Consider the following 23,317-nt stretch of genomic DNA (forward strand, 5'->3'; position numbering starts at 1 on the left):
ATCATCATTTAAGTCTATTTCAGGTTAAAGCTTTTTCTTAACCGCTACTTCCTCGAAGGCTTCCACAATATCTCCTTCTTTTATGTCATTATAGTTCTTTACCTGAAGTCCACAATCATATCCCTTTGCCACATCTTTAACATCGTCCTTAAACCTTTTTAAAGAAGATAGTTCTCCCGTAAATATTACTACACCATCCCTAATAAGACGAATACTCGAGTTTCTAAAGATTTTACCAGTAGTTACCATACAGCCCGCAATGGTGCCTATTTTGGATATTTTAAAGGTTTCTCTAATTTCTGCGGTACCCGTAATCTCTTCTTTCATTACCGGAGATAGCATGCCTTCCATTGCATCCTTAAGATCATTAATGGCATCATAAATAATAGAATACATCCTTATATCAATCTCTTCTTTATCGGCAATATCCCTGGCATTACCCATGGGTCTCACATTAAATCCAATAACGATTGCATCAGATGCCGAAGCCAATAATACATCAGATTCTGTAATTGCTCCTACTCCTTTATGAATAATATTGACTTGTATTTCATCCGTTGACAATTTCTGGAAGGAATCCGTTAATGCTTCCACAGATCCATCGACATCTCCTTTTAAAATAATATTCAACTCTTTAAATTCACCTAATGCAATTCGTCTACCAATTTCATCGAGCGTAATATGACGTTGTGTCCTTACCGACTGTTCGCGTTGCAACTGGCTCCTTTTGGATGCAATTTGCTTTGCTTCTTTTTCATCTTCAAGCACGTTGAATTTATCCCCTGCCTGAGGTGCACCATCTAATCCCAATATTGAAATTGGTGTAGAAGGGCCGGCTTTTTTAACAGCCTTACCGCGTTCATCCTGCATTGCTTTAATCTTGCCACTACATGTTCCCGCCAAGACGTAATCACCTATTTCCAAAGTACCTCCCTGTACCAAAATTGTGGAGACATACCCTCTTCCTTTATCAAGAAATGCCTCTACTACAGTACCGGAAGCCAATCTGTCTGGATTAGCCTTTAATTCCAAAAGTTCTGCTTCCAAAAGCACTTTTTCTAAAAGTTCTTTTATACCATCGCCGGTTTTTGCAGAGATATCATGAGATTGAATTTTTCCACCCCAATCCTCTACAAGTAAATTCATAGCAGCCAAACCTTCTTTAATCTTATCAGGATTTGCTGTAGGTCTGTCTATTTTGTTAATCGCAAAAACTATAGGAACACCTGCGGCCTGTGCATGACTGATGGCTTCCTTGGTCTGAGGCATAATGTCATCATCTGCGGCAATCACGACAATTGCAATATCTGTTACCTGCGCTCCACGTGCACGCATAGCAGTAAATGCTTCGTGGCCCGGAGTATCTAAAAAGGTAATTCTCTGACCCCCTGATAAAGTAACACCATAGGCACCAATATGCTGTGTAATTCCTCCACTCTCCCCGGCAATTACATTTTCCTCCCGAATGTAATCTAACAATGATGTTTTACCATGATCTACGTGACCCATTACTGTAACAATGGGGGCCCTGGGCTTCAAATCCTCAGGCGCATCCACTTCTTCTTCAATAGATTCTTCAAGATCTGCTGTAATAAATTCAACTTCGTAACCAAATTCTTCTGCAACAATGGAAAGTGTTTCAGCATCCAATCTTTGATTCATGGTAACCATAATCCCAAGAGACATACAGGCAGAAATTATCTCTGTAGACCCAACATCCATCATGGTAGCAACTTCTCCAACGGTCACAAACTCAGTGACCTTAAGTATTTTACTTTCCAGCTCTTGTTGTTCCAGATCTTTCTCTGTCTGCTGTTTGTGTTGGTCTCTCTTATCCCTTCTATATTTCGCTCCTTTTCCTTTTTTGGATTTGCCCTGAAGTTTTTCAAGAGTTTCACGCACCTGTTTTTGTACTTCTTCTTCCGTAGGCTCAGCCTTTGGAGTAGAGGTAAAACGTTGTCCTTTTTTAGCAGTTGTTCTCGCTCTGCCACCGCCTGACGGACCATTATTACTAATAATCCGCTTACGTCTTTTGCGTTTCTCCGCTTCGGAAGGTTCTTCCTTAGCAGCTTCTTTCTTTTTCTTTGGTTTATTAAACTTAGAGAGATCAATTTTATCTCCCATAATCTTTGGTCCGGAAAGCTTTTTATACTTTGTAGCAATTGAACTGGGCTCCTCTGGTTTTTCCTCCTCCGGAGCCTTCTCATCAACTTGTGTTATCTCCGGAACCGTTTCAGGTTTTATTTCTTCTTTTACTTCTTCGGTTGCTACCTCATCCTTTACCTCAGCAATTACCTCTTCCTTTGGGGTTGGTTTATCTTCGGTCTTCTTAATCTCGGGCTTAACTTTCTTTTTGGGTTCAAGATCAATTTTACCTACTTGTTTAGGTCCGGAAAGTTCAACCTTTGCCTTCACTACCTCCCTTGAAGCAGCCCTTTTTTCTCTTTCAAGTCTTTTTTCTTCCTGCTCCTGCTCCAACTGCAGTCTTATAGCCTCTTTTTCCTTGCGCTTTTCTTCACCAACTTCCAGCGACGCAACTTTCTTGCTCATATCCGTCTGGAATTCGTCTAAAAGAACCTGATGTATGTCTTCAGAAATCTTTGTGGTAGGTCTTGCGTCCACCTTGTGTCCTTTAGAGGCAAGATATTCCACCGCTCTATCCAAAGAAATATTAAGTTCTCTCAAGACTTTATTAAGCCTTATTGTTGCATTGTCTGCCATAAATACTGTTTACTCTCTACTTTTACGTTGCTAATATATAGCTTAATCTTCAAATTCTTCTTTTAGGATACGTACAACGTCAGAAATAGTTTCCTCCTCCAGGTCGGTACGTTTTACCAAATCGTCTACATCCTGCTCCAGAACACTTCTGGCGGTATCAAGACCTATTTTTTTAAGTTCTTCAATTATCCAGCCTTCAATTTCATCAGAGAATTCTGTTAGCTCCACATCTTCCTCTACACCTTCCCGGAACACATCTATCTCATACCCTGTAAGTTGACCTGCAAGACGTATATTATGACCTCCTCTTCCAATGGCCTTTGAAACTTCTTCAGGCCTTAGATAAACTTGTGCAGTCTTTTTTTCATCATTTAAGTTTACGGTAGAAACACGTGCGGGGCTAAGTGCACGGGTTACCATTAACTGAGGATTATTTGTCCAGTTAATCACATCTATATTTTCATTTCCAAGTTCGCGTACTATCCCGTGAATACGGCTGCCTTTCATCCCCACACATGCTCCTACTGGATCTATCCTGTCATCATATGAATCTACTGCTACTTTTGCTTTTTCACCTGGAATTCTTACTGCCTTTTTTATGGTAATTAGCCCATCAAATACTTCTGGAATTTCCTGGAAGAACAATTGCTCAAGGAAAATTGGTGAAGTTCTTGACATGATGATCATTGGTTTGTTGCCCTTAAGCTCTACGCTTTCTATAATTCCCCGAACGTTATCTCCTTTTCTAAAAAAGTCCGAAGGTATTTGTTTATCCTTGGGAAGAATTATTTCATTTCCTTCATCATCCAGCAAAATAATTGCCTTATGCCTTATGTGATGAACTTCAGCTGTATAAATCTCACCTTCAAGATCCTTAAATTGTTTATAAATGGTCGTATTGTCGTGTTCGTGAATTTTGGATATCAGGTTTTGGCGCAAGGCTAAAATTGCCCTTCTTCCAAGATCTATAAGCTTTACTTCCTCAGAAACATCTTCACCAACTTCAAAATCCGGTTCTATCTTACGAGCTTCTGATAGGGATATTTCTTCATTTGGTTCTTCTACCTCCCCATCTTCCACGACAATCCTATTTCTCCATATTTCCAAATCTCCTTTATCAGGGTTAATAATGATATCAAAATTTTCATCGGAGCCAAATTTCTTCTTTAAAGCATTCCTAAAAACGTCTTCCAAAATCGCCATTAGGGTTACCCTGTCTATAAACTTATCATCCTTAAATTCCGAGAAAGATTCGATCAATGCAATATTTTCCATTTTGCGCTGTAATTAAAATATTAATTTAACTTTTGCCTCTTCGATTTCAGAAATGGCAATTTCTTTTCTTTTCTGAACGGTTATTTTTCCTTTTCCCACCGGTTTAGGTTCTCGTGCTTTCCATTCCAGGGTTATAGTCTCCTCGTTTGCTTCGGTAAGGTCGCCTTCGAAATTTCCGGTCGCTGTTTTTACGACTAACTTCCTGCCAATATTTTTAGGATACTGGCGGGCCATTACAATGGGTTCCGCGGCACCAGATGAGGTAACTTCTATTGAAAAATCATGTTCTTCTCTATCCAAATTGTGTTCAATAGCCCTGCTTATGGCCATACAATCCTTCAGATTTACGCCTTCATCCCCATCAAGAACTACCTTAATAGTATTATCCGGTGTAATTGAAAAATCAATTAAAAACAGGGTTTCATTCTCCTTCAGTGCTTTTCCCAAAAGCTCTTCAACTTGTGCTTTAAACATAACCATAAGTAACAAAAGAGGGGACAATTTGTCCCCTCATGAATACAATTATATCCTTTCAGTGGCGCAAATATACAATTTTTTTTGATTTTAAAACAGAAGCTTATTTCATTTATAGTATATACTTAAAGCAATATCTCCAACGTTTCACTAATAATAGTAACTTTATTTTATACGAATTAAAACTAATCGAATTAATCAACATTTAAATGGACGTCTTTAACTCCTACAACCTTATTATTGAAGCATCGGTAATACTTATTCTTTCTTTTCTATTCAATGGTATATCAAAAAGAACAAATATTCCGTCTGTCTTATTGCTTATACTTCTTGGGTTTATTTTGCAGTTTGTACTTAAAACTTTTACCTCCGAAGAAGTTGATTTCTTTCCTGCATTAGAAGTTCTGGGTATAATTGGTCTTATAATGATAGTCCTTGAAGCTGCTCTTGAACTTGAATTAAAAAAGGAAAAACTCGTTCCTATTTTAAAATCTATGGCTATAGCCCTCACAGGGCTAATAGGTTCTGCTTGGGTAGCCGCCCTAATTTTACATCAATTTATCCCCGATATGTCTATGCAGGCTGCATGGTTGTATGCGACACCTCTATCCATTCTATCCAGCGCTATTATTATTCCAAGTGTTAGTGAGCTTGCCGAAAAGAAAAAGGAATTCCATATATATGAAAGTACATTTTCTGACATTATGGGAATTATGATGTTCTATTTCCTCATCAGCGGGTTAAATCCTGCGGAGGATTCAGGGGCCGGAGGTTTCGCTCTTAATATTCTTCTCACCATAGTTATCTCACTTATTGCGAGTTATGCAATTATTCTTATTTTTCAACAAATTAAAAGCCAGGCCAAACTATTCCTGTTAATCGCTGTCTTGCTTCTTTTATATGCAATCGGCAAACAATTACATCTCTCTTCTCTGCTTATTATTTTGATATTCGGTTTAGTAATTGCTAATATGAAGTTGTTCTTTGGTGGAAAACTATCTCACTTTCTTGAGTATGAAAAAGCACATCGCATTTATCATGAACTTCATATTGTGACCCTCGAAACGGCATTTGTAGTGCGCACTTTCTTTTTCGTTATTTTTGGATTGACCATCGCCATAGCATCCTTATTAAACTTTCAGGTAGCCATGGTTAGTGTGCTTATTATTCTTTCTATCTATGCTATCAGATTTGTAATCTTAAGAACTTTTATCGGTAGCGATATTCTGCCACAACTGTTTATTGCTCCAAGAGGGCTTATTACAATACTCCTGTTTTATGCAATTCCGACAGAAGCTCAGGTAGCCACATTTGAACCGGGGATTCTACTTTTTGTGATTATAGGCACAAGTCTTATTATGACCTGGGCCATGATTAAGGATAAGAAAAAAATGAGTACCCTTTTGGATATGGAGGACAAGGAAATAGATGAATTGCAAGAAGTCAACAAAATTATTAAAGAAAATGAAGCTCAAATACAGAATGAACCTCCACTTCCCGAAGAATTAGAATAAGGCTCCAAAACAAAAAACCCAACTCTGACTAAGGGTTGGGATTGTTTTTCATTTTTAGTTGGCCTACTAGGACTCGAACCTAGAACGACTGGACCAAAACCAGCTGTGTTGCCAATTACACCATAGGCCATTAGTGCATAAGAGCCTGCAAATTTAAGACAAACTTTTATTTGCACAAATATTTTGGATACAATCGATCAAAAAAAGAACCGCAGCCTCCTGTTAAAGGTTTGACAAAATTATAAGCCCATATCTATTTTAATTAGTAAATTCGCCGAGACTGGTAAACTTCATTATACATGTTTTCAAAGAACTTCGAGAAATGGGACACCATCCTTGGATGGGTCGTTTTTTTTATAGCCCTTATCACTTATACTATTACGGTTGAGCCTACGAGCAGTTTTTGGGATGCCGGAGAATACATTACAACCTCCGCAAAATTGCAGGTAGCACACCCACCAGGAGCACCATTACTTCAGATGATTGGGGCCTTTTTTGCCATGTTTGCTTTAGAACCAGACCAGATTGCACGAATGGTAAATTATGTTTCCGGGGTTTCCAGTGCATTTACTATTTTGTTTATGTTCTGGACAATTACCAATCTTACACGGAAGTTAATATCCAAAAAAGAAAAGTTTACCAACAGCAATGCCATAGCGGTTTTAGGCAGTGGCTTAGTTGGCGCTTTGGCGTTTACTTTTTCAGATAGTTTTTGGTTTAATGCCGTAGAAACTGAAGTGTACGCAATGGCTAGTTTTATTATGGCGCTGCTGTTGTGGATGGGGTTAAAATGGACTGATGACCTGCAGGACCCCAGGGGTAATCGCTGGCTGATCCTGATTTCCTTTGTTGTAGGGCTTACCTTTGGCATTCAATTTATGGGCTTTTTGGCCATCCCCACCATTGGTTTGTTGTACTATTTCAAAAGATATAAGACCACTACCATTAAGAATTTTCTTTTAGCTAATATCATTGTTGTTGCCATTTTATTGTTGGTTTATAAATTTTCATTGACCTACGTTCTAAAATTATTTGGCTGGAGCGAAGTCTTCTTTATCAATAGTATTGGTCTGCCCTTTAATTCCGGTTCCTTGATTATGCTTTTTGTTTTTATTGGCGTCTTTTACTTTGGATTGCGGTATACTAGAAAAAATAATTTCAGGATAGCCAATACGATTGTGCTTTGTGCTATGTATTTATTCCTTGGTTTTTCTTCCTGGCTAATGCTACCAATCAGGGCGAATGCCAATGTGGTTGTCAACGAAAATAATCCGTCAGATGCCCGCTCATTGCTCGCCTATTACAACAGAGAACAATACCCTCAGGTAGACAGCCCAATTTATGGCACTTATTATTCCGACACGTTTGCCCCTGCAGGTCCTGAGAAGGATGATAAACCCAAATATGAAAAAGATAAAGAGCTGGGCAAATACATTATTGTAAATAAATACAAGAATGCGATGCAGGGCCCTAACGAAGATCACAGGGGCATATTACCGCGAATGTGGAGCGATCAGAATGCTGAAAACTACATGAAATATTTCGGTCCGTTGAATTTTAGGATGAAGACATCTAATGAGGAGTTACGCAAAGCCGTTACCCAGGTTAAATCTGGTCTTGCCAATGGCGAAATAGATGAAGAACAATACATTGGTTTCTTAAGGCAGTTTGGAGAGTATTTGGAAGTAGAACCTCCAAGCGTTTGGCAGAACTTGAAATATATGGTTCAGTTTCAATTTGGTTATATGTACTGGCGTTATTTTATGTGGAACTTTGTTGGAAAGCAGAATGATTTACAGGGTCGTTATAATGGTAATGGTGAATGGTTAAGCGGGATTGGGTTTATTGACAGTCTGCGTTTGGGGAGTCAGGAAAATCTCCCTCAGGAGGTATTGGAAAATAAAGGCAGAAATACGTATTTCTTTTTGCCCTTAATCCTGGGGATCATAGGTTTGGTTTTCCAACTCACTAAAAACCCTAAGCAATTCTGGGCTCTTTTTGTGTTTTTTATTTTTACGGGAATTGCGATTCAATTCTACACAAATCCTTATATTTTTCAGCCACGCGAACGGGATTATTCTCTTGTAGGTTCATTTTATATTTTCGCCTTGTGGATAGGTTTAGGTGTATATGGCCTTTATGAAGAATTTAAAAAGTTGATAACCCCAAAGGTACTTGGACCGTTAGTTATTGTGATTTGTCTTTTGACTGTCCCCGGGGTTATGGCCTTTCAGAATTGGGATGATCACGACCGCTCTAACCGCTTTACGGCCCGAACCAGTGCGCAGGCGTATCTTGATTCCTGTCAGGAAGATGCGGGCTCCATGTTATTCACAATTGGAGATAATGATACTTTTCCACTTTGGTATGCGCAGGAAATTGAGGGATACCGAACCGATATACGTATTATTTGTACCAGCCTTTTTGCTACAGACTGGTATGTGGATCAAATGAAACGAAAGGCTTATAAAAGTGACCCCATACCATCTCAACTGACGCATGATCTGTATAGATATGGCAACAGGGATGTTATTTATTATCAGGGTCTTCCTGGTTTAGCTGAAAAACGATGGAACATCAAAGATTTTATGAATTGGGTAGGGAGCAATAAACCTCAGACAAAATTCAAGTATATACTTGAAAAACAAGGTGCAGATGTAAGTGAATATTCTGAGAGCACGTTAGACCTTGTATATTATCCAACTAACAAAATAAGAGTCCCCGTTAACAAGAAAAATGTACTTGAAAGTGGACTGGTTAAAGAAAAAGATACAGCATTGATTGTTGATTATATAGATATTGACCTACCTAAAAGTGCCTTGCCGAAAAACAGGATTATGATGTTAGACATCATTGCTAATAATGATTGGAAACGTCCAATATACTTTTCAGGCGGTAGTTTTGACAAAGCAGAATACATCTGGATGAAAGAATATCTACAGCTGGAGGGATTGGCCTATAAATTAGTGCCCATCCAAACGAAAAATCAAAGTTCTTTTGAGATGGGGCGAATAGATACAGAACTGATGTACGATATCGTAAAAGGATGGGATTGGGGCAATTCAGGAAGTTCAGATATCTATCATGATCCACAAACCAGAACACAAGGTTTATCTTTCCGGGGCAATCTTGCTCGATTGACAGAAGCTCTAATAAATGAAAACGAAATAGATAAAGCAAAAGATGTAATTAACATTGCTATGACAAACATGCCTGTAGAATACTACAGTTTTTATGCTTTTGTCGAACCTTATGTAGATGGTTATTATAAGGTAGGAGAAACACAGAAGGCCAGGGATTTATTCTATAAATTAAGGAATATTTATCAGGATCGATTAGACTATTATTCAAGCATACCCTTGGATGAACAATATGATAATATTGAAGATATTATTGGCGATATGGAAGCTTACAGAAGAAACATTGATATTCTTATCGAAAATAATGACCGGGAGATGGCAGAGAAAGAAACCTTAATTTTTAATGAGCATATAGACAGGTTCAGTCATTTTTATAAAGATGAAGTACTAGAAGAACCGCCTTTAAGGGAGCAATCGAATCCGGATATGAACGATACTTTGGAAGTTGAACAAGATTCATTTTCAGATGACTGAGTATGATTCCTGAAAAGCACTGGATAGGGTTAATAATGTGTAACTAATTCTTCACCCGGAAGAATATTGATATAAATTTACAGTTACTATTTATAGGTATTCGTTAAGTATCCCAATAAGGGTATTTGCATCTTGCTCACCGCTTTGTCTCCAAACCATTTCCCCTTTTTTATAGATCATCAGGGTTGGCAAACCTTTAATTCTAAGTGCTTGAGATAGTTCCTTGTTCTTATCTACATCTATTTTTATGACCTTTCCTTTATCTCCTAATGCGGCTGCAACATCCCTAAGAACAGGGTGCATGGAAGTAGATTGATCGTTCCATTCCGCATAGAAATCAAGTAATACAGGGATATTTAGATCTATAAGTTCACCAAATTTGGACATATAAAATACATTGGGTTATAGATCAAATGTATGAAAAAATGTTAAAAAATCCGGTATGCCCTTAATTTTGGGCATTACTTGAGAGTTAAATTCAAGTTAATTCTTTCTTTTTCAGAGTAATAACGGTGATTTCCGGCCAAATACCCACCCTTCCCGGATAGCCTATAAATCCAAATCCGCGGTTTACATTTATAAATTCTCCCAGTTCTTCATAAATACCGGCCCAATATTTATATCGCCATTTGACCGGACTCCATTTAACCCATCCTGGAATTTCAATGCCAAACTGCATCCCATGCGTATGACCACTTAGCGTGAGATGATAATGGTACTTATCTTTTAAAACTACATCCTCCCAATGAGATGGATCGTGGCTTAATAGGATTTTAAAATCATCCTTGCCAATTTCGGAAGCTGCCTTTTTTAAGTCACCCGACTTTCTAAATCCTCCTCTTCCCCAATTCTCTACCCCAATTAAAGCCAATTTATCTTCCTCTTTTTCTAGATATCTGCTCTCATTCAACAAGAGATCAAAACCCATTTCCTTTTGCATCAATTTAAGTTCATCCAAGTTTTTCATCTTTTCCTCTTCAGTATCCCAGATTACATAATCGCCATAATCATGGTTCCCAAGAATTGAATATTTCCCATCTACAGCACTAAGGCTTGAAAACAATGTGGCCCATGGTTTCATTTCCTCCGCCTTATTATTTACCATGTCTCCGGTAAACAAAATAACATCACTCTTTTGCTTATTAATCAAATTAACAGCATATTCGATTTTTCTTCTATTGTCAAAACTACCGCTGTGAATATCTGAAATTTGAGTAATCTGATATCCATCAAAAGCCGCAGGTAGATCTTCATATTCCATTTTGTATTTCAATACCTTAAAATTGTATTTCCCTCTATACATGCCGTATAGTAGTGCCCCAAAAGGAATTGCTGCAATACCCATGGCAATTAAGCTTAAAAACCTCCGTCTCTCCGGCAGGCTGAACTCCCTGTTTGTACCATAAAATTTCTGATACCCCGCTGCAACGAATCTGAAAATATCTTCAGAAAAAAGAAATATAATCGTAATAATTTTGAAGGTAAGGATGGCTACCAAAAAACCGAAAGCATAACTTTTAGGCCTGCTTAAAACCCGGCCCGCGGTTTCACCCCAGGTAAATTGAAAAATAAAGTTCCCAAGTACTATTAACGATATGGCAATAAATACATAATATACCCAGGGAAACCTTGTTGCGGTCTTCAAGGCTTGTAAGGTATAGAAGCCCAAAATAAAATAAATAATAACAAAAATAATCCAGCGTATCATATGCCTTTTTTTACAAATATATTTCTTTAACGGAGGTTCGCTTTACATCTTTACCTTTATTTTGTGCTTTGAATTATTGCACGAACAATCTTGGGATCCGTAAGGGCTATTTCATCATCTCTGAGATAAGAGGCATTATTCATAGAAAGTTCAGGCTTTTTTTCAAGTGTTTTACTAAACTTTATTCCCGAAAGGTGAATGGCTTCAAATCCTTTATTTTTAAAAAACAATGCGTTGTGTTCTCGTATTCCTCCTCCCGGCATTATAACACATTTTTTCGCTTTCTCTCTCCACAAGACCAACTGATTTATGGCCTCTACAGCTGATTGCCCTCCTCCGGATGTTAAAATATTGTCAACCCCTAAATCTTCAAGTTCCAGTAATGTCTTTACAGGGTCGAATACCCAGTCAAATGCCCGGTGAAAAGTAAATTGTAAATCTCCGGCTGCAGAAATTAATTCCCCGGTTCGTGTTTTATCCAGCGTCCCATCGGAATGCAAAACTCCTGAAACAATTCCAGAAACACCGAGATCTGCGCAGAGTGCTATATTTATTTTCATAATCTGAAATTCGTCTTCGGAATAAGTGAAATCCCCACTTCGTGGTCTAATCAAAACATGAATGGGAATGCTAAGTTTTTCTGACACCTTCTTTATCAGACCGAAGGACGGTGTTATTCCTCCAACTGCTAATTCGGCGCAGAGCTCAATTCTGTCTGCTCCTGCTTCCTCTGCATTGACAGCAGATTGATAGGAATTAGAGCATACTTCTACGATCATTTCATATATTTAGGCATATAAAAATAAGCAACCTAGACAGATGAAACGTAGAAAATTTTTAAAAAGTTCTTCCTTAAGTACAGCCGGAATCTTTTCCGCTTCCTTACTATCCGCCTGCGAAACTGATAAGAAGCATCCATCGGTTAATGAAATATTAAAACCTATTGTAATTGCAACTTGGGATGTGCCCAATGCAACAAATAAAGCCTGGCAAGTGCTCAGAGATGCCGGCACCGCTTTAGATGCAGTTGAACAAGGTGTAATGATTGAAGAGGCAGATATTAATAATCAATCTGTAGGTAAGGGTGGTAGACCGGACCGTGAAGGAAATGTTACTCTGGATGCCTGTATAATGGACAAAGACAGTAATTGTGGAGCAGTTGTATACCTTAAAAATATAGTCCATCCCATTTCAGTTGCAAGAAAGGTAATGGAGGATACACCTCATGTAATGCTTGCAGGAAAAGGGGCGGAATTGTTTGCCTACGAAAAGGGTTTTAAAAAAGAAAACTTGCTTACTGAGAAATCGAAGGAAGAATGGATAGAATGGAAAAAAACTTCGCAATACCAGCCTGTTATAAACATAGAAAATCACGATACTATTGGGATGCTCGCAATTGACAGTAAAGGAGATATCGCAGGTGCTTGCACGACTAGCGGGATGGCATATAAAATAGCGGGGCGGGTTGGCGATTCTCCAATTATTGGAGCTGGTTTATTTATTGATAATGAAGTTGGTGGGGCTACTGCAACAGGGGTTGGTGAAGAAGTTGTTCGCACAGTAGGGAGTTTCCTTATTGTTGAATTAATGAGGCAGGGTAAAACACCCCAACAGGCTTGTGAAGAAGGGGTAAAACGCATCATATCGAAAAATAAGGGGAAACTGGATTTCCAAATTGGCTTTATTGCCATTAACAAAAAAGGAGAAACCGGAGGGTATTGCATACAGCCGGGCTTTACCTACAGGGTATATTCTGAAAAAGGACATGTTAATAATAGAGCAAGCAGCTATATAAGCACTTAAATACTTTACTAAAGCACTTAAACTTTGTAGTTTTGAAATCCTACAAGAACACTAACAATGGCAGACCAGAAGCGACTTTTTTTATTGGATGCATACGCATTAATTTTTAGGGGGTATTATGCCCTGATTAAAAACCCCAGGATAAATTCTAAAGGAATGGACACCTCGGCTATTATGGGGTTCGTAAATTCCTTGTTTGATGTTATTAAGCGAGAAAAGCCAGACCACCTTGCTGTCTGTTTCGATAAGGACGGCAGTGCGGAACGCACAGAGTTATTTGCAGATTATAAGGCAAACCGCGATGAAACTCCCGATGCTATAAGGGTGGCTGTACCTATAATTCAGGATATTCTAAAAGCCATGCATATTCCCTGCGTAGAAGTATCCGGTCTGGAAGCAGATGACATTATAGGCACATTAGCCAAGCAGGCCGAGAAGGAAGGGTACAAAATATATATGGTTACACCCGACAAGGATTTCGGGCAATTGGTATCAGAAAATATTTTTATGTACCGCCCTTCCCGTATGGGCAACGGAATTGAAATTTGGGGAATCCCGGAAATACAAAATCGATTTGGAGTTGAACGTCCCGAACAGGTAATTGATTATTTGGGAATGATGGGGGATGCCAGTGATAATATTCCCGGACTTCCAGGAGTTGGCGATAAAACCGCAAAAAAATTTATTGCCGAATTTGGAACCCTTGAAGGCCTGCTTGCGAACACGGATAAACTGAAGGGGAAAATGAAAGAGAAGGTGGAAGAAAATGCCGAATTGGGCAGACTCTCAAGAAAGTTAGCAACTATTTGCGTGACTTGTGATGTTACTTTTGACGCCAGGGATTACGAACTCTCTGAACCCAATAGTGAAGAAGTACAGAAAATATTTGAGGAATTAGAGTTTAGAAGGCTTAAAGAACAATTCTTGAGGATTTTCTCAGAGGAATCTGATATTGTAACTGAGAAAGTCAACAATGAGGAACCAAAACAAAAAAAAGAGCCCCAGGCTGCCGGAAGTGGTCAGTTTTCGCTATTTGGAAGTGATGGCGATACTCCTGCTACTTTAAAAGAATTTTCCAGCAGAAAAACAATTAAAGATGTACCTCATGTTTATCAGAGTGTCTCACCAGGAATGGGTATGAAGTTATTCCTTCAAAATTTAATGAAACAAGCTGTAGTTTGTTTTGATACGGAAACAACTTCTTTAAACCCTCTCGTAGCCGAGCTGGTAGGAATTGCCTTCTCCTGGGAAGCCGGTAAAGGTTTTTATGTTCCTTTCCCAGAAGAACGAGAAAATGCTCAGGAATTAATTGAACAACTCCGACCTTTTTTTGAAGCTGAAAACATAGAGAAAATTGGACAGAATTTAAAATATGATATAAAAGTACTTAACAAATATAATGTTTCTGTCAAAGGAAGTTTATTTGATACCATGATAGCGCATTACCTGATAAATCCGGATATGCGTCATAATATGGATGTGTTATCAGAAACTTACCTGAACTATACCCCAATATCTATAACTGAGCTTATAGGAAAAAAAGGTAAAAACCAACTGAGCATGCGCGAGGTTAGTTTAGAAAGACAAACGGAATATGCTGTAGAGGATGCTGACATAACATTTCAGTTAGCAAAGCAGTTTGCAAAAGAACTCGAGGAAGCTAAAACAGAAGAGCTTTTCAAAAACATTGAAATTCCTTTGGTAAATGTCCTGGCAGATATGGAATTAGAGGGAATAAACCTGGATAAGGAGTTTCTTCATTCTCTTTCAAAAGATTTGGAAAATGATATAAAAAATCTGGAAGTCAAGATCTACAAGGAAGCCGGTGAAGAATTTAATATTGCATCCCCAAAGCAGTTAGGTGATATTTTGTTCAATAAGCTAAAACTTGCAGACAAGCCCAAAAAAACAAAAACAGGTCAGTATTCCACAGCGGAAGATGTGCTTTCTTATCATGCCAAAGAACACCAAATAATTAAAGATGTTTTAAATTACAGAGGCCTGGCCAAGTTAAAAAGCACCTACATTGATGCATTACCCGAACAGGTCGAAGAGAGTACAGGCAGAGTACATACAGATTATATGCAAACAGTAGCTGCCACTGGAAGGTTAAGCAGCAATAATCCTAACCTTCAAAACATACCAATACGTACAGAACGTGGCAGGCAAGTGCGAAAAGCTTTTATTCCGAGAGATGATAATTATATCCTTTTAGCTGCTGATTATTCCCAAATAGAACTTAGAATAATTGCTTCGCTAAGTGAAGAAACAACAATGATTGAAGCCTTTAAAAATGGGGAAGACATTCATGCTTCAACCGCTTCAAAAGTTTTTAATGTCCCCCTGAATGAAGTTAGCAGAGATCAGAGAAGTAATGCCAAAACTGTGAATTTTGGTATAATATATGGCGTATCGGCCTTTGGATTGAGCAATCAAACGGAACTATCGCGGACCGAGGCTAAGGAATTAATTGATACTTACTACAAGACTTATCCAAAACTCCGGAATTATATTAGTGATCAAATAGACTTTGCAAGGGAACATGGATATGTGCAAACGGTGCTGGGCAGGAGACGTTATTTAAAGGACATCAATGGAAGTAATGCCGTTGTACGTGGTGCTGCCGAAAGGAACGCCGTGAATGCACCTATACAGGGTAGCGCAGCCGACATTATAAAAATAGCAATGATCAATATCCATAAAAAGCTAAAGGAAGGTAATTTTAAAACCAATATGCTTCTACAGGTTCATGACGAACTGGTATTTGACGTTTTTAAACCAGAACTGGAAGATCTCAAGGTTATGATCAGAACCGAAATGGAAAACGCTTATGAACTCCTTGTGCCCTTAGATGTAGAACTGGGTATAGGGGAAAATTGGCTGGAAGCCCACTGATACGAAAATCAAGAATTATCCGTTTTATTTTTAGGTTAAGATTATTACTCTCTTATATGATTATTTGTCTTGTATAACGAGAAAATTAATCTCTTCAAAATAAAACTAAGTCATGACAAAAGTTTCTGTCTGTCTCTTTTTTTTGGTTTTGAGCACTTTAGGTTTAAATGCTCAGCAGGATGTTAATTCGATCGATAAAAATTATCAACCTGAGATTAAGGTTTTCCCCAACCCGGCAACTAATGTCGTTAATCTACTCGGTCTGGAGAATAGTTCAAAGGCCGATATCCTTATATCTGATATTTCCGGTAACATCATTCAACAATATAGATGGGAAATTCGCAACCATGCCCTTAATATTCCAATTGCCACCCTTAACCCTGGTATTTATATAATTTCTATCTCATCAAAGGAACAGAGTTTACAAACCAAGTTTTATAAAAAATAAAAACCCTTCGTAAGAAACGAAGGGTTTTTATTTTCAGTTGAATTTCTTATTACCTTTTTGTAAAGATCAAAACACCACCATCATCAAAATTAGCAAAATCTAATTCCGTGGCATTCACTCTCATAGTATTTCCTGAAATCTCAGCATTCACAGTAGTCTCAACCTCATTCTCATCTATATAGGTTAATACTCCTCCTTCATACATATAACTATCTACGCTGGTGTCTTTCTCTGTTGGACATGGAACATCGAGCCCTGTCCCTCCGGGATTTACGTTTATCTCCAGATAGTTTCCTGAGTTTTCCGTAATTACACTTAGGTCTGCATTAAAAGTAATTGTCATAATATAGCAATCAATTACAGATAAAAAGCTTAAAATATCTCGGGCATTTTTTTCGTCATCACTCGCCGTACTGTCATCAATTTCCAATGCGGTCAGATCCCATGATCCAACAATACCATTATCCTGATTTGAATCATCTTTGTCTGATGAGCAGGAAAATAAAAGAGCTGTTACAACAAAAAGGGTTAATAGGTTACGTTTCATTTTTTTCGGGTTTACAAATGTTTTATCTGTTGAAAAACGTATAAAATGGTTATATAGTATATTTAGATGGTTAGATTAGAGGACAATTATAAGGTTAGTTTAACATCCTTTATATATTACTTTATACAATATTCTCAAAATCTTGCTTAAAATATCAGATTTAAACAGACATAATTATTTTCAAAAATTAGAGAAATAACGGTTTGCATTTAAACTTAATAGTTGTACATTTGCAGCCCGTTAAACGGGATTGAAGTGTTTAATTAATAAAAAAAGAAGTAGTGGATACATTAAGCTACAAGACCAAATCTGCTAATAAGAATACTGTTGAAAAGCAGTGGTTATTAGTTGATGCTGAGGGCCAAACATTAGGACGTCTTGCCTCTAAAGTGGCAAAAATTTTAAGAGGTAAATACAAACCAAGTTTTACGCCACACGTTGATTGCGGAGACAATGTTGTTATTGTGAACGCTGAGAAAATTCAACTTAGCGGCAATAAATGGGAAGACAAGACCTACACTAGGTATACGGGATATCCCGGAGGTCAAAGATCAACCACTGCCAGGGAACTCTTAGAGAAAAACCCTGCTAGTATTGTTGAAAAAGCAGTTAAAGGTATGCTTCCTAAAAACAAATTGGGAGCCGAACTATTTAGAAACTTAAGAGTTTATGCTGGAACTGATCATGACCAGGAAGCACAAAAACCGAAGGCTATTAATTTAAATGACCTTAATTAGATGGACATAATTCATAAAATAGGCAGAAGAAAAACAGCTGTTGCACGCGTTTATATTTCAGAAGGAAAAGGCAACATCACCGTTAATAAAAGGACATTAGAAGATTATTTCTCTACAGCTACTTTACAGTATAAAGTAAAACAACCTTTTGCTTTAACCAATACCGTGGACAACTATGACGTGACCGTTAATGTTTACGGAGGTGGAATTACAGGACAGGCAGAAGCAGTACGCCTAGCCTTGTCACGGGCTCTATGTGAGATTGAGGCAGAAAACAGGGAATTTTTAAAACCTGAAGGATTGCTTACAAGAGATCCTAGAATGGTTGAACGTAAAAAGTTTGGTCAGAAAAAAGCAAGAAAGAAATTCCAATTCTCGAAACGATAAAAATATATATAGTCCTGGAATGAATTCAGGATTTTTAACCCAAGTTCATTGAAAGTCTCTTGTTAAAGGGACAATTAAAAATCTAAACCTGATAGTGACCCGTATTTAAGGTATCTATAAAGGCAGGTAAAGATTAAATTTAGTTTAGCATCTAAATGTTGGAGGCTTTCCGATAAGAAGGAATACCACTTCATCATTGCTAATTCAAAAGAACGTAAACTAAGTATTAAAAATGGCTAAGAAAGCTGAAGTTAAAGAATTATTAGAAGCAGGTGTGCACTTTGGACACCTTACACGAAAATGGAATCCAAATATGGCTCCCTATATCTACATGGAGCGGAATGGAATTCACGTAATCAATTTATATAAAACGGTTGCCAAGTTGGAAGAGGCTAATGAAGCCTTGTCTAAAATTGCGGCCTCTGGCAGAAAAATCTTATTTGTCGCCACTAAGAAACAGGCAAAAGATATTGTTGCTGACAAAGTATCCAACGTAAATATGCCATACATCACAGAAAGATGGCCCGGTGGTATGTTGACTAACTTTGTGACTATTAGAAAGGCAGTAAAAAAAATGGCTTCCATTGATAGGATGAAGAAAGATGGAACATTTATGACACTTTCTAAAAAAGAACGTTTGCAGGTAGATCGTCTTCGTGCTAAATTAGAAAAGAATCTTGGCTCTATATCTGATATGACGCGTTTACCTGGTGCCTTGTTTATTGTAGATACTATGCGTGAGCATATTGCTGTCAAAGAGGCCCAAAAATTGAATATTCCCATATTTGCTATGGTGGATACCAACTCAGATCCAAGACCCATTAATTATGTAATTCCTTCTAATGATGATGCGTCGAAATCTATCGATGTTATATTAACGGAAGTTACAAATGCAATTGCAGCAGGCCTGGAAGAGCGTAAATCCGAAAAACAAGCTGAAAAAGAAGGAGGCTCTGAAGAAACTACCGCCAAAGCCGAAACAGCAGTTATAGAAAAAGCAGAGGAAGAAAAAGCTGCAGTTGTTAAAGCACCTAAAAAAGAAAAAGCTGAAGCCGTTGTTGAAAAAGATGCTCCTAAGCAAACAATAGAAGATGCTGCGCCGGTAACCGAGAAAAAGGAAAAAGCGGCAGTTAAAAAAACTGTGAAAGTAGACTCTGACAATCTTACAAAGATTGAAGGTATTGGCCCAAAAGGAGCTGAAGCACTTACGAATGCAGGTATTGATTCATATGCGAAATTAGCTAAAGCAAAAGCAGAAAAAATCAAGGAAATCCTGACTGAAGCGAGTTCTAGAATGGCACATTTAGATCCAGAATCTTGGCCAAAACAAGCAAAAATGGCTGCTGATGGGAAATGGGATGAATTGAAAGATTGGCAGGATAAAGCTAAAGGTGGAGTAGAATAATTATAGTTTAATTAATTGACAACTGAACACTTACACTCGTGTTCTATAAAAAGAAAATAAAATGGTAAAAATTACCGCTTCAGAAGTTAACAATTTAAGAAAGACCACAGGTGCAGGGATGATGGACTGCAAAAATGCATTGGTTGAAGCCGAAGGAGATTTTGAGAAAGCTATTGAAATCCTTCGAAAAAAAGGACAGAAAGTAGCTGCTAAGAGAGCAGACAGAGATTCCTCTGAAGGAGCTGCTATAGCTCAGGTTAATACTGACAAAACTAGTGGAGTTATTATTTCCCTGAATTGTGAAACCGATTTTGTTGCAAAGAATGATAGCTTTGTTGCCCTGGCCAATGAGCTGGCTCAACTTGCGCTTGATTTTGATAGTAAAGATGAATTCCTGAATGCTAATTACAATGGTATATCAGTACAGGAAAAATTAACTGAACAGACTGGTGTAATTGGTGAAAAAATTGAAATTGGTGGCTTTAGAAAACTAAATGCTCCTTTTGTGGGATCATATATTCACGCAGGTAACAAGATTGCAACATTGATTGGACTTTCGAGTGCGGTTGAGGGGGCTGCTGTTGCCGCGAAAGATGTAGCCATGCAGGCTGCGGCCATGAATCCTGTTGCACTTGATGAATCTGCAGTAGATCAATCCGTTATTGACAAGGAAATAGAAATTGCCAAAGATCAATTACGTCAGGAAGGTAAGCCCGAGGCCATGTTGGATAATATTGCAAAGGGAAAATTAAAACGTTTCTTTAAAGACAATACTCTGGTTAACCAGGATTTTATTAAGGATAATAAACAGAGTGTTTCTCAATACATCAAATCTGTCAATGCTGATTTGAAAATCACCGGTTTTGAAAGGGTAGCTTTAGGATAAAATACCCATTTAATGTTTAATAAAAAAACCACTTTTCAAAAATAAAAGTGGTTTTTTTATTTGATAAGTTTAGTCCAATCCTGTTCTTCTAGTCAAGAAACTTCATTTACCTAAATCTTAACTATACAGAAAAGGCCTTAGCCCTTGAGCCAGGCTTTCCTGAGTTTAGATTGTGAGGTGTTTTCCAAATTATCTATGGGCACAATAGTAGTTACTTTAAGAGTTGGTGTCCCAACTTTTCCTTGCAGTGTTAATTCTTCCTCGCCTCGTTGAACGACCATAGTAATTTCCCTATCGGATGTCCATCCAAAACTCTGTCCAATAATAGGCCTAATGGATTCTAATGAAATTGGCATCCCATCAATACTCCTTATAGTATCACCTCCCTGTGCTCCAAGACCTGTAAAGAAAGTATTTAACTCAATACCGCTTCTAATAAATATTGCATCATTATTAGTTTGATCAATATCTATAAATGGTATTTCCCCATTTAAAAAATAACCACTCCGCTCTTGCATGTCTGTCGTCTTCAAGCCAACTGACGCCAAAATAGCATCATAATTCAATGGCGTATTGCCTATAACATAGGTGTCAAAAAATGATTTTATTTCAGGATAAGTCAGATCTACAATTTCTCCGATAATTTCATCGTCTTCAAATGGCGTGTCATTGTCATACTTTTTAGAAAGCTCCTTCATTAACCACAATACTCCTTTTTCTCCATTACTCAAGTCTCTAAGCCTAATATCCAAACTCATATTTAATAAGGCTCCTTTTTCATATACATTGGCATAATTCCCTCTATATGGATCTTCCAAAACATTTCTGCTCATTGTTGTAAATGACATTGTATCGTCATATGATCTGGAGTTGTATATTTTATCTACAATTCGTTTATAAAAATCAGCCTCATCAATTAAACCTTGTTGAATCTGAAACAGGTTGGCGAAATATTCCGTAGTCCCTTCATACATCCATAAGTGTTCAGACATTTTAGGATCATTGAAATCAAAATATTGAATTTCCTTTGAATGCACATTCAAGGGTGTAACAATATGAAAAAATTCATGTGAAACAACATCTGTCATCGCTTTTTCCAGAGCTTCAATTGGCATTTGCTCAGGAAGTACAACAACGGTAGAAGTATGATGTTCCAGGGCCCCGAATCCGGAAGCATCCCTTTCGTCTAATGTAGACAGATACAATAATATATTATACTCCTTAGTCCCGTCAATCTCTCCAAGAAATGCCTTTTGAGCTATCATCATACGTTCCATGCTCTCTTCCAGATCAGCGGCAGAATAAACATTATTAGGAGAATACACGCTCAAATTAACCGTAATATCATTGATGACAAAAGTAGCTGTGTCTGATTTTGTATAAAGAATTGGGTTATCTACAACCTCAAAGTATCTGGAAGCAAGAAAAGTATCTGTTACACTATTGGTTTCATCCTCCTTTTTCATTAATGATGTTGTGGGTACCAGGTCTGAAGGAGAAGAAACAATTAACTCATAGGGCACTTCCTTTAATCCCTCAAAATAACCTACAAAACCATGTAGATTCAACACAAAATTTTTGCCCTTTAAAATATTAGTTCCAGCAGGAGAAAATACCGGATCGTTTAATTCGCTTTCAGTATCATAAGTATCTGTAACATAATAAGTGATCTTATCTAATTTCGTTGCATCGGAGATATTCCATTCATTGGTTCCGATAGAACTAACCAAAAGTTCATTACCCTGATAATCAATAGCCTTAAGCTCCTGAATATACTTGCCATAGTCATCCTCACTATAAGTCCCGGGAACCGTTTTTGGAATAAAAAAGGAAATGCTTTGCTTACTAAATGACCCCGGATTGATAGTTACACTTACTCTGTCATCATTAACATTCACCAAATCTATTGTTGTTTCAATAACTGCTTTATCCGCTGATAACACAGATTTTGAAGTGCCACAGCCATATAATAATACAAGGAAAACGTATAGGGTAATTAATTTCTTCATTTGTACCTGAGATAGTTTAATTAAAAAGCAAGATTATTAAAATTAATCTAGATCATGCTGGTTATTAGGAAATAATTAAGATGAACATTAAACCTAATAACGAAGAGTTCTCATAAATATTTTTGACTATTTTTGTTTGCAAATCAGCTTAAGACAATATGTTATACAAAAGAATACTTCTAAAACTCAGTGGTGAAGCACTAATGGGCAGCAAGCAATACGGGATAGATGCGATGAGACTGGCAGCCTATGCAGAAGAGATTAAGGAAGTCGTAGAACAAGGCGTTGAAGTAGCAATTGTCATTGGAGGAGGAAATATCTTTAGAGGTCTGGCCGGGGCAAGTAACGGCATGGACAGGGTTCAGGCAGATCATATGGGGATGCTGGCAACAGTCATCAATGGTCTGGCGCTACAAAGTGCTTTGGAGCACAATGGTGTACAAACCAGATTACAATCTGCAATAAAGATCAACGAAGTTGCAGAACCTTTTATCAGAAGAAGAGCAATGCGCCATTTAGAAAAAGGACGGGTAGTTATTTTTGGAGGTGGTACCGGAAACCCATATTTCACTACGGATTCTGCTGCAGTTTTAAGAGCGATTGAAGTTGAAGCCGACGTTATTTTAAAGGGAACAAGAGTTGATGGTATTTATACCAGTGATCCTGAAAAAGATAAAACTGCTACTAAATTTGATACTATTAGCTTTAATGATGTACTTACCAAAGGTTTAAAAGTAATGGATTCAACTGCTTTTACCCTGAGTCAGGAAAACAATCTTCCAATTGTCGTTTTTGATATGAACAAAAAAGGGAATCTTATGAAAATAGTATCTGGTGAAAATATTGGAACGGTAGTAGATCTTTAGTTTGGTATAATTTGTGTAAATAAGTTAT

The 23,317-nt window shown here is 37.6% G+C and carries 18 protein-coding genes and 1 tRNA gene; 10 read left to right on the forward strand and 9 right to left on the reverse strand.

The features are described from left to right. Positions 1–24: 24 nt before the first annotated feature. From infB to rimP, 3 genes are read right to left on the reverse strand one after another with little or no spacing between them, the layout of a single operon-like run. On the reverse strand, positions 25–2,721 hold the full coding sequence (gene infB, locus ABJH90_RS05735; protein WP_348137426.1) for a translation initiation factor IF-2: 2,697 nt from the start codon (positions 2,719–2,721) through the stop codon (positions 25–27). Between the two features lie 42 nt (positions 2,722–2,763). Continuing rightward, positions 2,764–3,996 carry a transcription termination factor NusA gene (gene nusA / locus ABJH90_RS05740; RefSeq protein WP_348137428.1) on the reverse strand — a complete coding sequence of 411 codons (1,233 nt, stop codon included), beginning with the start codon at positions 3,994–3,996 and terminating at the stop codon, positions 2,764–2,766. Positions 3,997–4,008: 12 nt separating this feature from the next. Further along, positions 4,009–4,470: a ribosome assembly cofactor RimP gene (gene rimP / locus ABJH90_RS05745; protein ID WP_348137430.1), complete on the reverse strand. Its 462-nt coding sequence runs from the start codon at positions 4,468–4,470 to the stop codon at positions 4,009–4,011. 209 nt (positions 4,471–4,679) lie between these two features. On the opposite strand from rimP, the gene ABJH90_RS05750 reads away from it, so the two are divergent. Then, on the forward strand, positions 4,680–5,984 hold the full coding sequence (locus ABJH90_RS05750; RefSeq protein WP_348137432.1) for a cation:proton antiporter: 1,305 nt from the start codon (positions 4,680–4,682) through the stop codon (positions 5,982–5,984). A gap of 58 nt (positions 5,985–6,042) precedes the next feature. Here the strand turns inward: ABJH90_RS05750 and ABJH90_RS05755 are convergent. Then, positions 6,043–6,114 (reverse strand) — tRNA-Gln (locus ABJH90_RS05755). Positions 6,115–6,283: 169 nt separating this feature from the next. Here ABJH90_RS05755 and ABJH90_RS05760 point away from each other — a divergent pair. Next, positions 6,284–9,598, forward strand: a complete 3,315-nt coding sequence (locus ABJH90_RS05760; RefSeq protein WP_348137434.1) for a DUF2723 domain-containing protein — start codon at positions 6,284–6,286, stop codon at positions 9,596–9,598. A gap of 90 nt (positions 9,599–9,688) precedes the next feature. Here the strand turns inward: ABJH90_RS05760 and ABJH90_RS05765 are convergent, their stop codons facing one another. From ABJH90_RS05765 to ABJH90_RS05775, 3 genes are all read right to left on the reverse strand, one after another. Next, positions 9,689–9,985, reverse strand: a complete 297-nt coding sequence (locus tag ABJH90_RS05765) for a thioredoxin family protein (protein WP_348137436.1) — start codon at positions 9,983–9,985, stop codon at positions 9,689–9,691. Between the two features lie 91 nt (positions 9,986–10,076). Further along, on the reverse strand, positions 10,077–11,306 hold the full coding sequence (locus ABJH90_RS05770; protein ID WP_348137438.1) for a metallophosphoesterase: 1,230 nt from the start codon (positions 11,304–11,306) through the stop codon (positions 10,077–10,079). 56 nt (positions 11,307–11,362) lie between these two features. After that, a complete protein-coding gene (locus ABJH90_RS05775) occupies positions 11,363–12,085 on the reverse strand; it encodes a copper homeostasis protein CutC (RefSeq protein ID WP_348137440.1) in 723 nt (240 codons plus the stop codon). 40 nt (positions 12,086–12,125) lie between these two features. Between ABJH90_RS05775 and ABJH90_RS05780 the strand changes: the two genes are divergently transcribed. The 3 genes from ABJH90_RS05780 (at position 12,126) to ABJH90_RS05790 (ending at position 16,452) form a co-directional block, all read left to right on the forward strand. Continuing rightward, positions 12,126–13,109: a N(4)-(beta-N-acetylglucosaminyl)-L-asparaginase gene (locus tag ABJH90_RS05780; protein WP_348137442.1), complete on the forward strand. Its 984-nt coding sequence runs from the start codon at positions 12,126–12,128 to the stop codon at positions 13,107–13,109. Between the two features lie 57 nt (positions 13,110–13,166). After that, a complete protein-coding gene (gene polA / locus ABJH90_RS05785; protein ID WP_348137444.1) occupies positions 13,167–16,004 on the forward strand; it encodes a DNA polymerase I in 2,838 nt (945 codons plus the stop codon). A 112-nt stretch (positions 16,005–16,116) separates the two neighbouring features. Further along, positions 16,117–16,452: a T9SS type A sorting domain-containing protein gene (locus ABJH90_RS05790; protein WP_348137446.1), complete on the forward strand. Its 336-nt coding sequence runs from the start codon at positions 16,117–16,119 to the stop codon at positions 16,450–16,452. 49 nt (positions 16,453–16,501) lie between these two features. On the opposite strand, the gene ABJH90_RS05795 is transcribed toward ABJH90_RS05790, so the two are convergent. After that, positions 16,502–16,999: a hypothetical protein gene (locus tag ABJH90_RS05795; RefSeq protein ID WP_348137448.1), complete on the reverse strand. Its 498-nt coding sequence runs from the start codon at positions 16,997–16,999 to the stop codon at positions 16,502–16,504. Positions 17,000–17,280: 281 nt separating this feature from the next. On the opposite strand from ABJH90_RS05795, the gene rplM reads away from it, so the two are divergent. From rplM to tsf, 4 genes are all read left to right on the forward strand, one after another. Next, complete coding sequence (gene rplM / locus ABJH90_RS05800) at positions 17,281–17,736, forward strand: 50S ribosomal protein L13 (RefSeq protein WP_348137450.1); 456 nt, start codon at positions 17,281–17,283, stop codon at positions 17,734–17,736. After that, on the forward strand, positions 17,737–18,123 hold the full coding sequence (gene rpsI / locus ABJH90_RS05805; RefSeq protein ID WP_348137452.1) for a 30S ribosomal protein S9: 387 nt from the start codon (positions 17,737–17,739) through the stop codon (positions 18,121–18,123). 232 nt (positions 18,124–18,355) lie between these two features. Next, positions 18,356–19,528: a 30S ribosomal protein S2 gene (gene rpsB, locus ABJH90_RS05810; RefSeq protein ID WP_348137454.1), complete on the forward strand. Its 1,173-nt coding sequence runs from the start codon at positions 18,356–18,358 to the stop codon at positions 19,526–19,528. A 61-nt stretch (positions 19,529–19,589) separates the two neighbouring features. Then, positions 19,590–20,414 (forward strand): translation elongation factor Ts, encoded by an 825-nt coding sequence (gene tsf, locus ABJH90_RS05815; protein ID WP_348137457.1) that lies wholly within the window; start codon positions 19,590–19,592, stop codon positions 20,412–20,414. Positions 20,415–20,551: 137 nt separating this feature from the next. Here tsf and ABJH90_RS05820 read toward each other — a convergent pair whose 3' ends face one another. Further along, a complete protein-coding gene (locus ABJH90_RS05820; RefSeq protein WP_348137459.1) occupies positions 20,552–22,423 on the reverse strand; it encodes a peptidase M61 in 1,872 nt (623 codons plus the stop codon). A 158-nt stretch (positions 22,424–22,581) separates the two neighbouring features. Here ABJH90_RS05820 and pyrH point away from each other — a divergent pair, with 158 nt between their 5' ends. Next, the gene (gene pyrH / locus ABJH90_RS05825) at positions 22,582–23,289 is read left to right on the forward strand and encodes a UMP kinase (RefSeq protein ID WP_348137461.1); all 708 of its coding nucleotides are present in this window, start codon (positions 22,582–22,584) and stop codon (positions 23,287–23,289) included. Positions 23,290–23,317 lie beyond the last annotated feature (28 nt).

The sequence above is a fragment of the Eudoraea sp. genome, assembly GCF_039969275.1.
Lineage (GTDB): Bacteria > Bacteroidota > Bacteroidia > Flavobacteriales > Flavobacteriaceae > Eudoraea.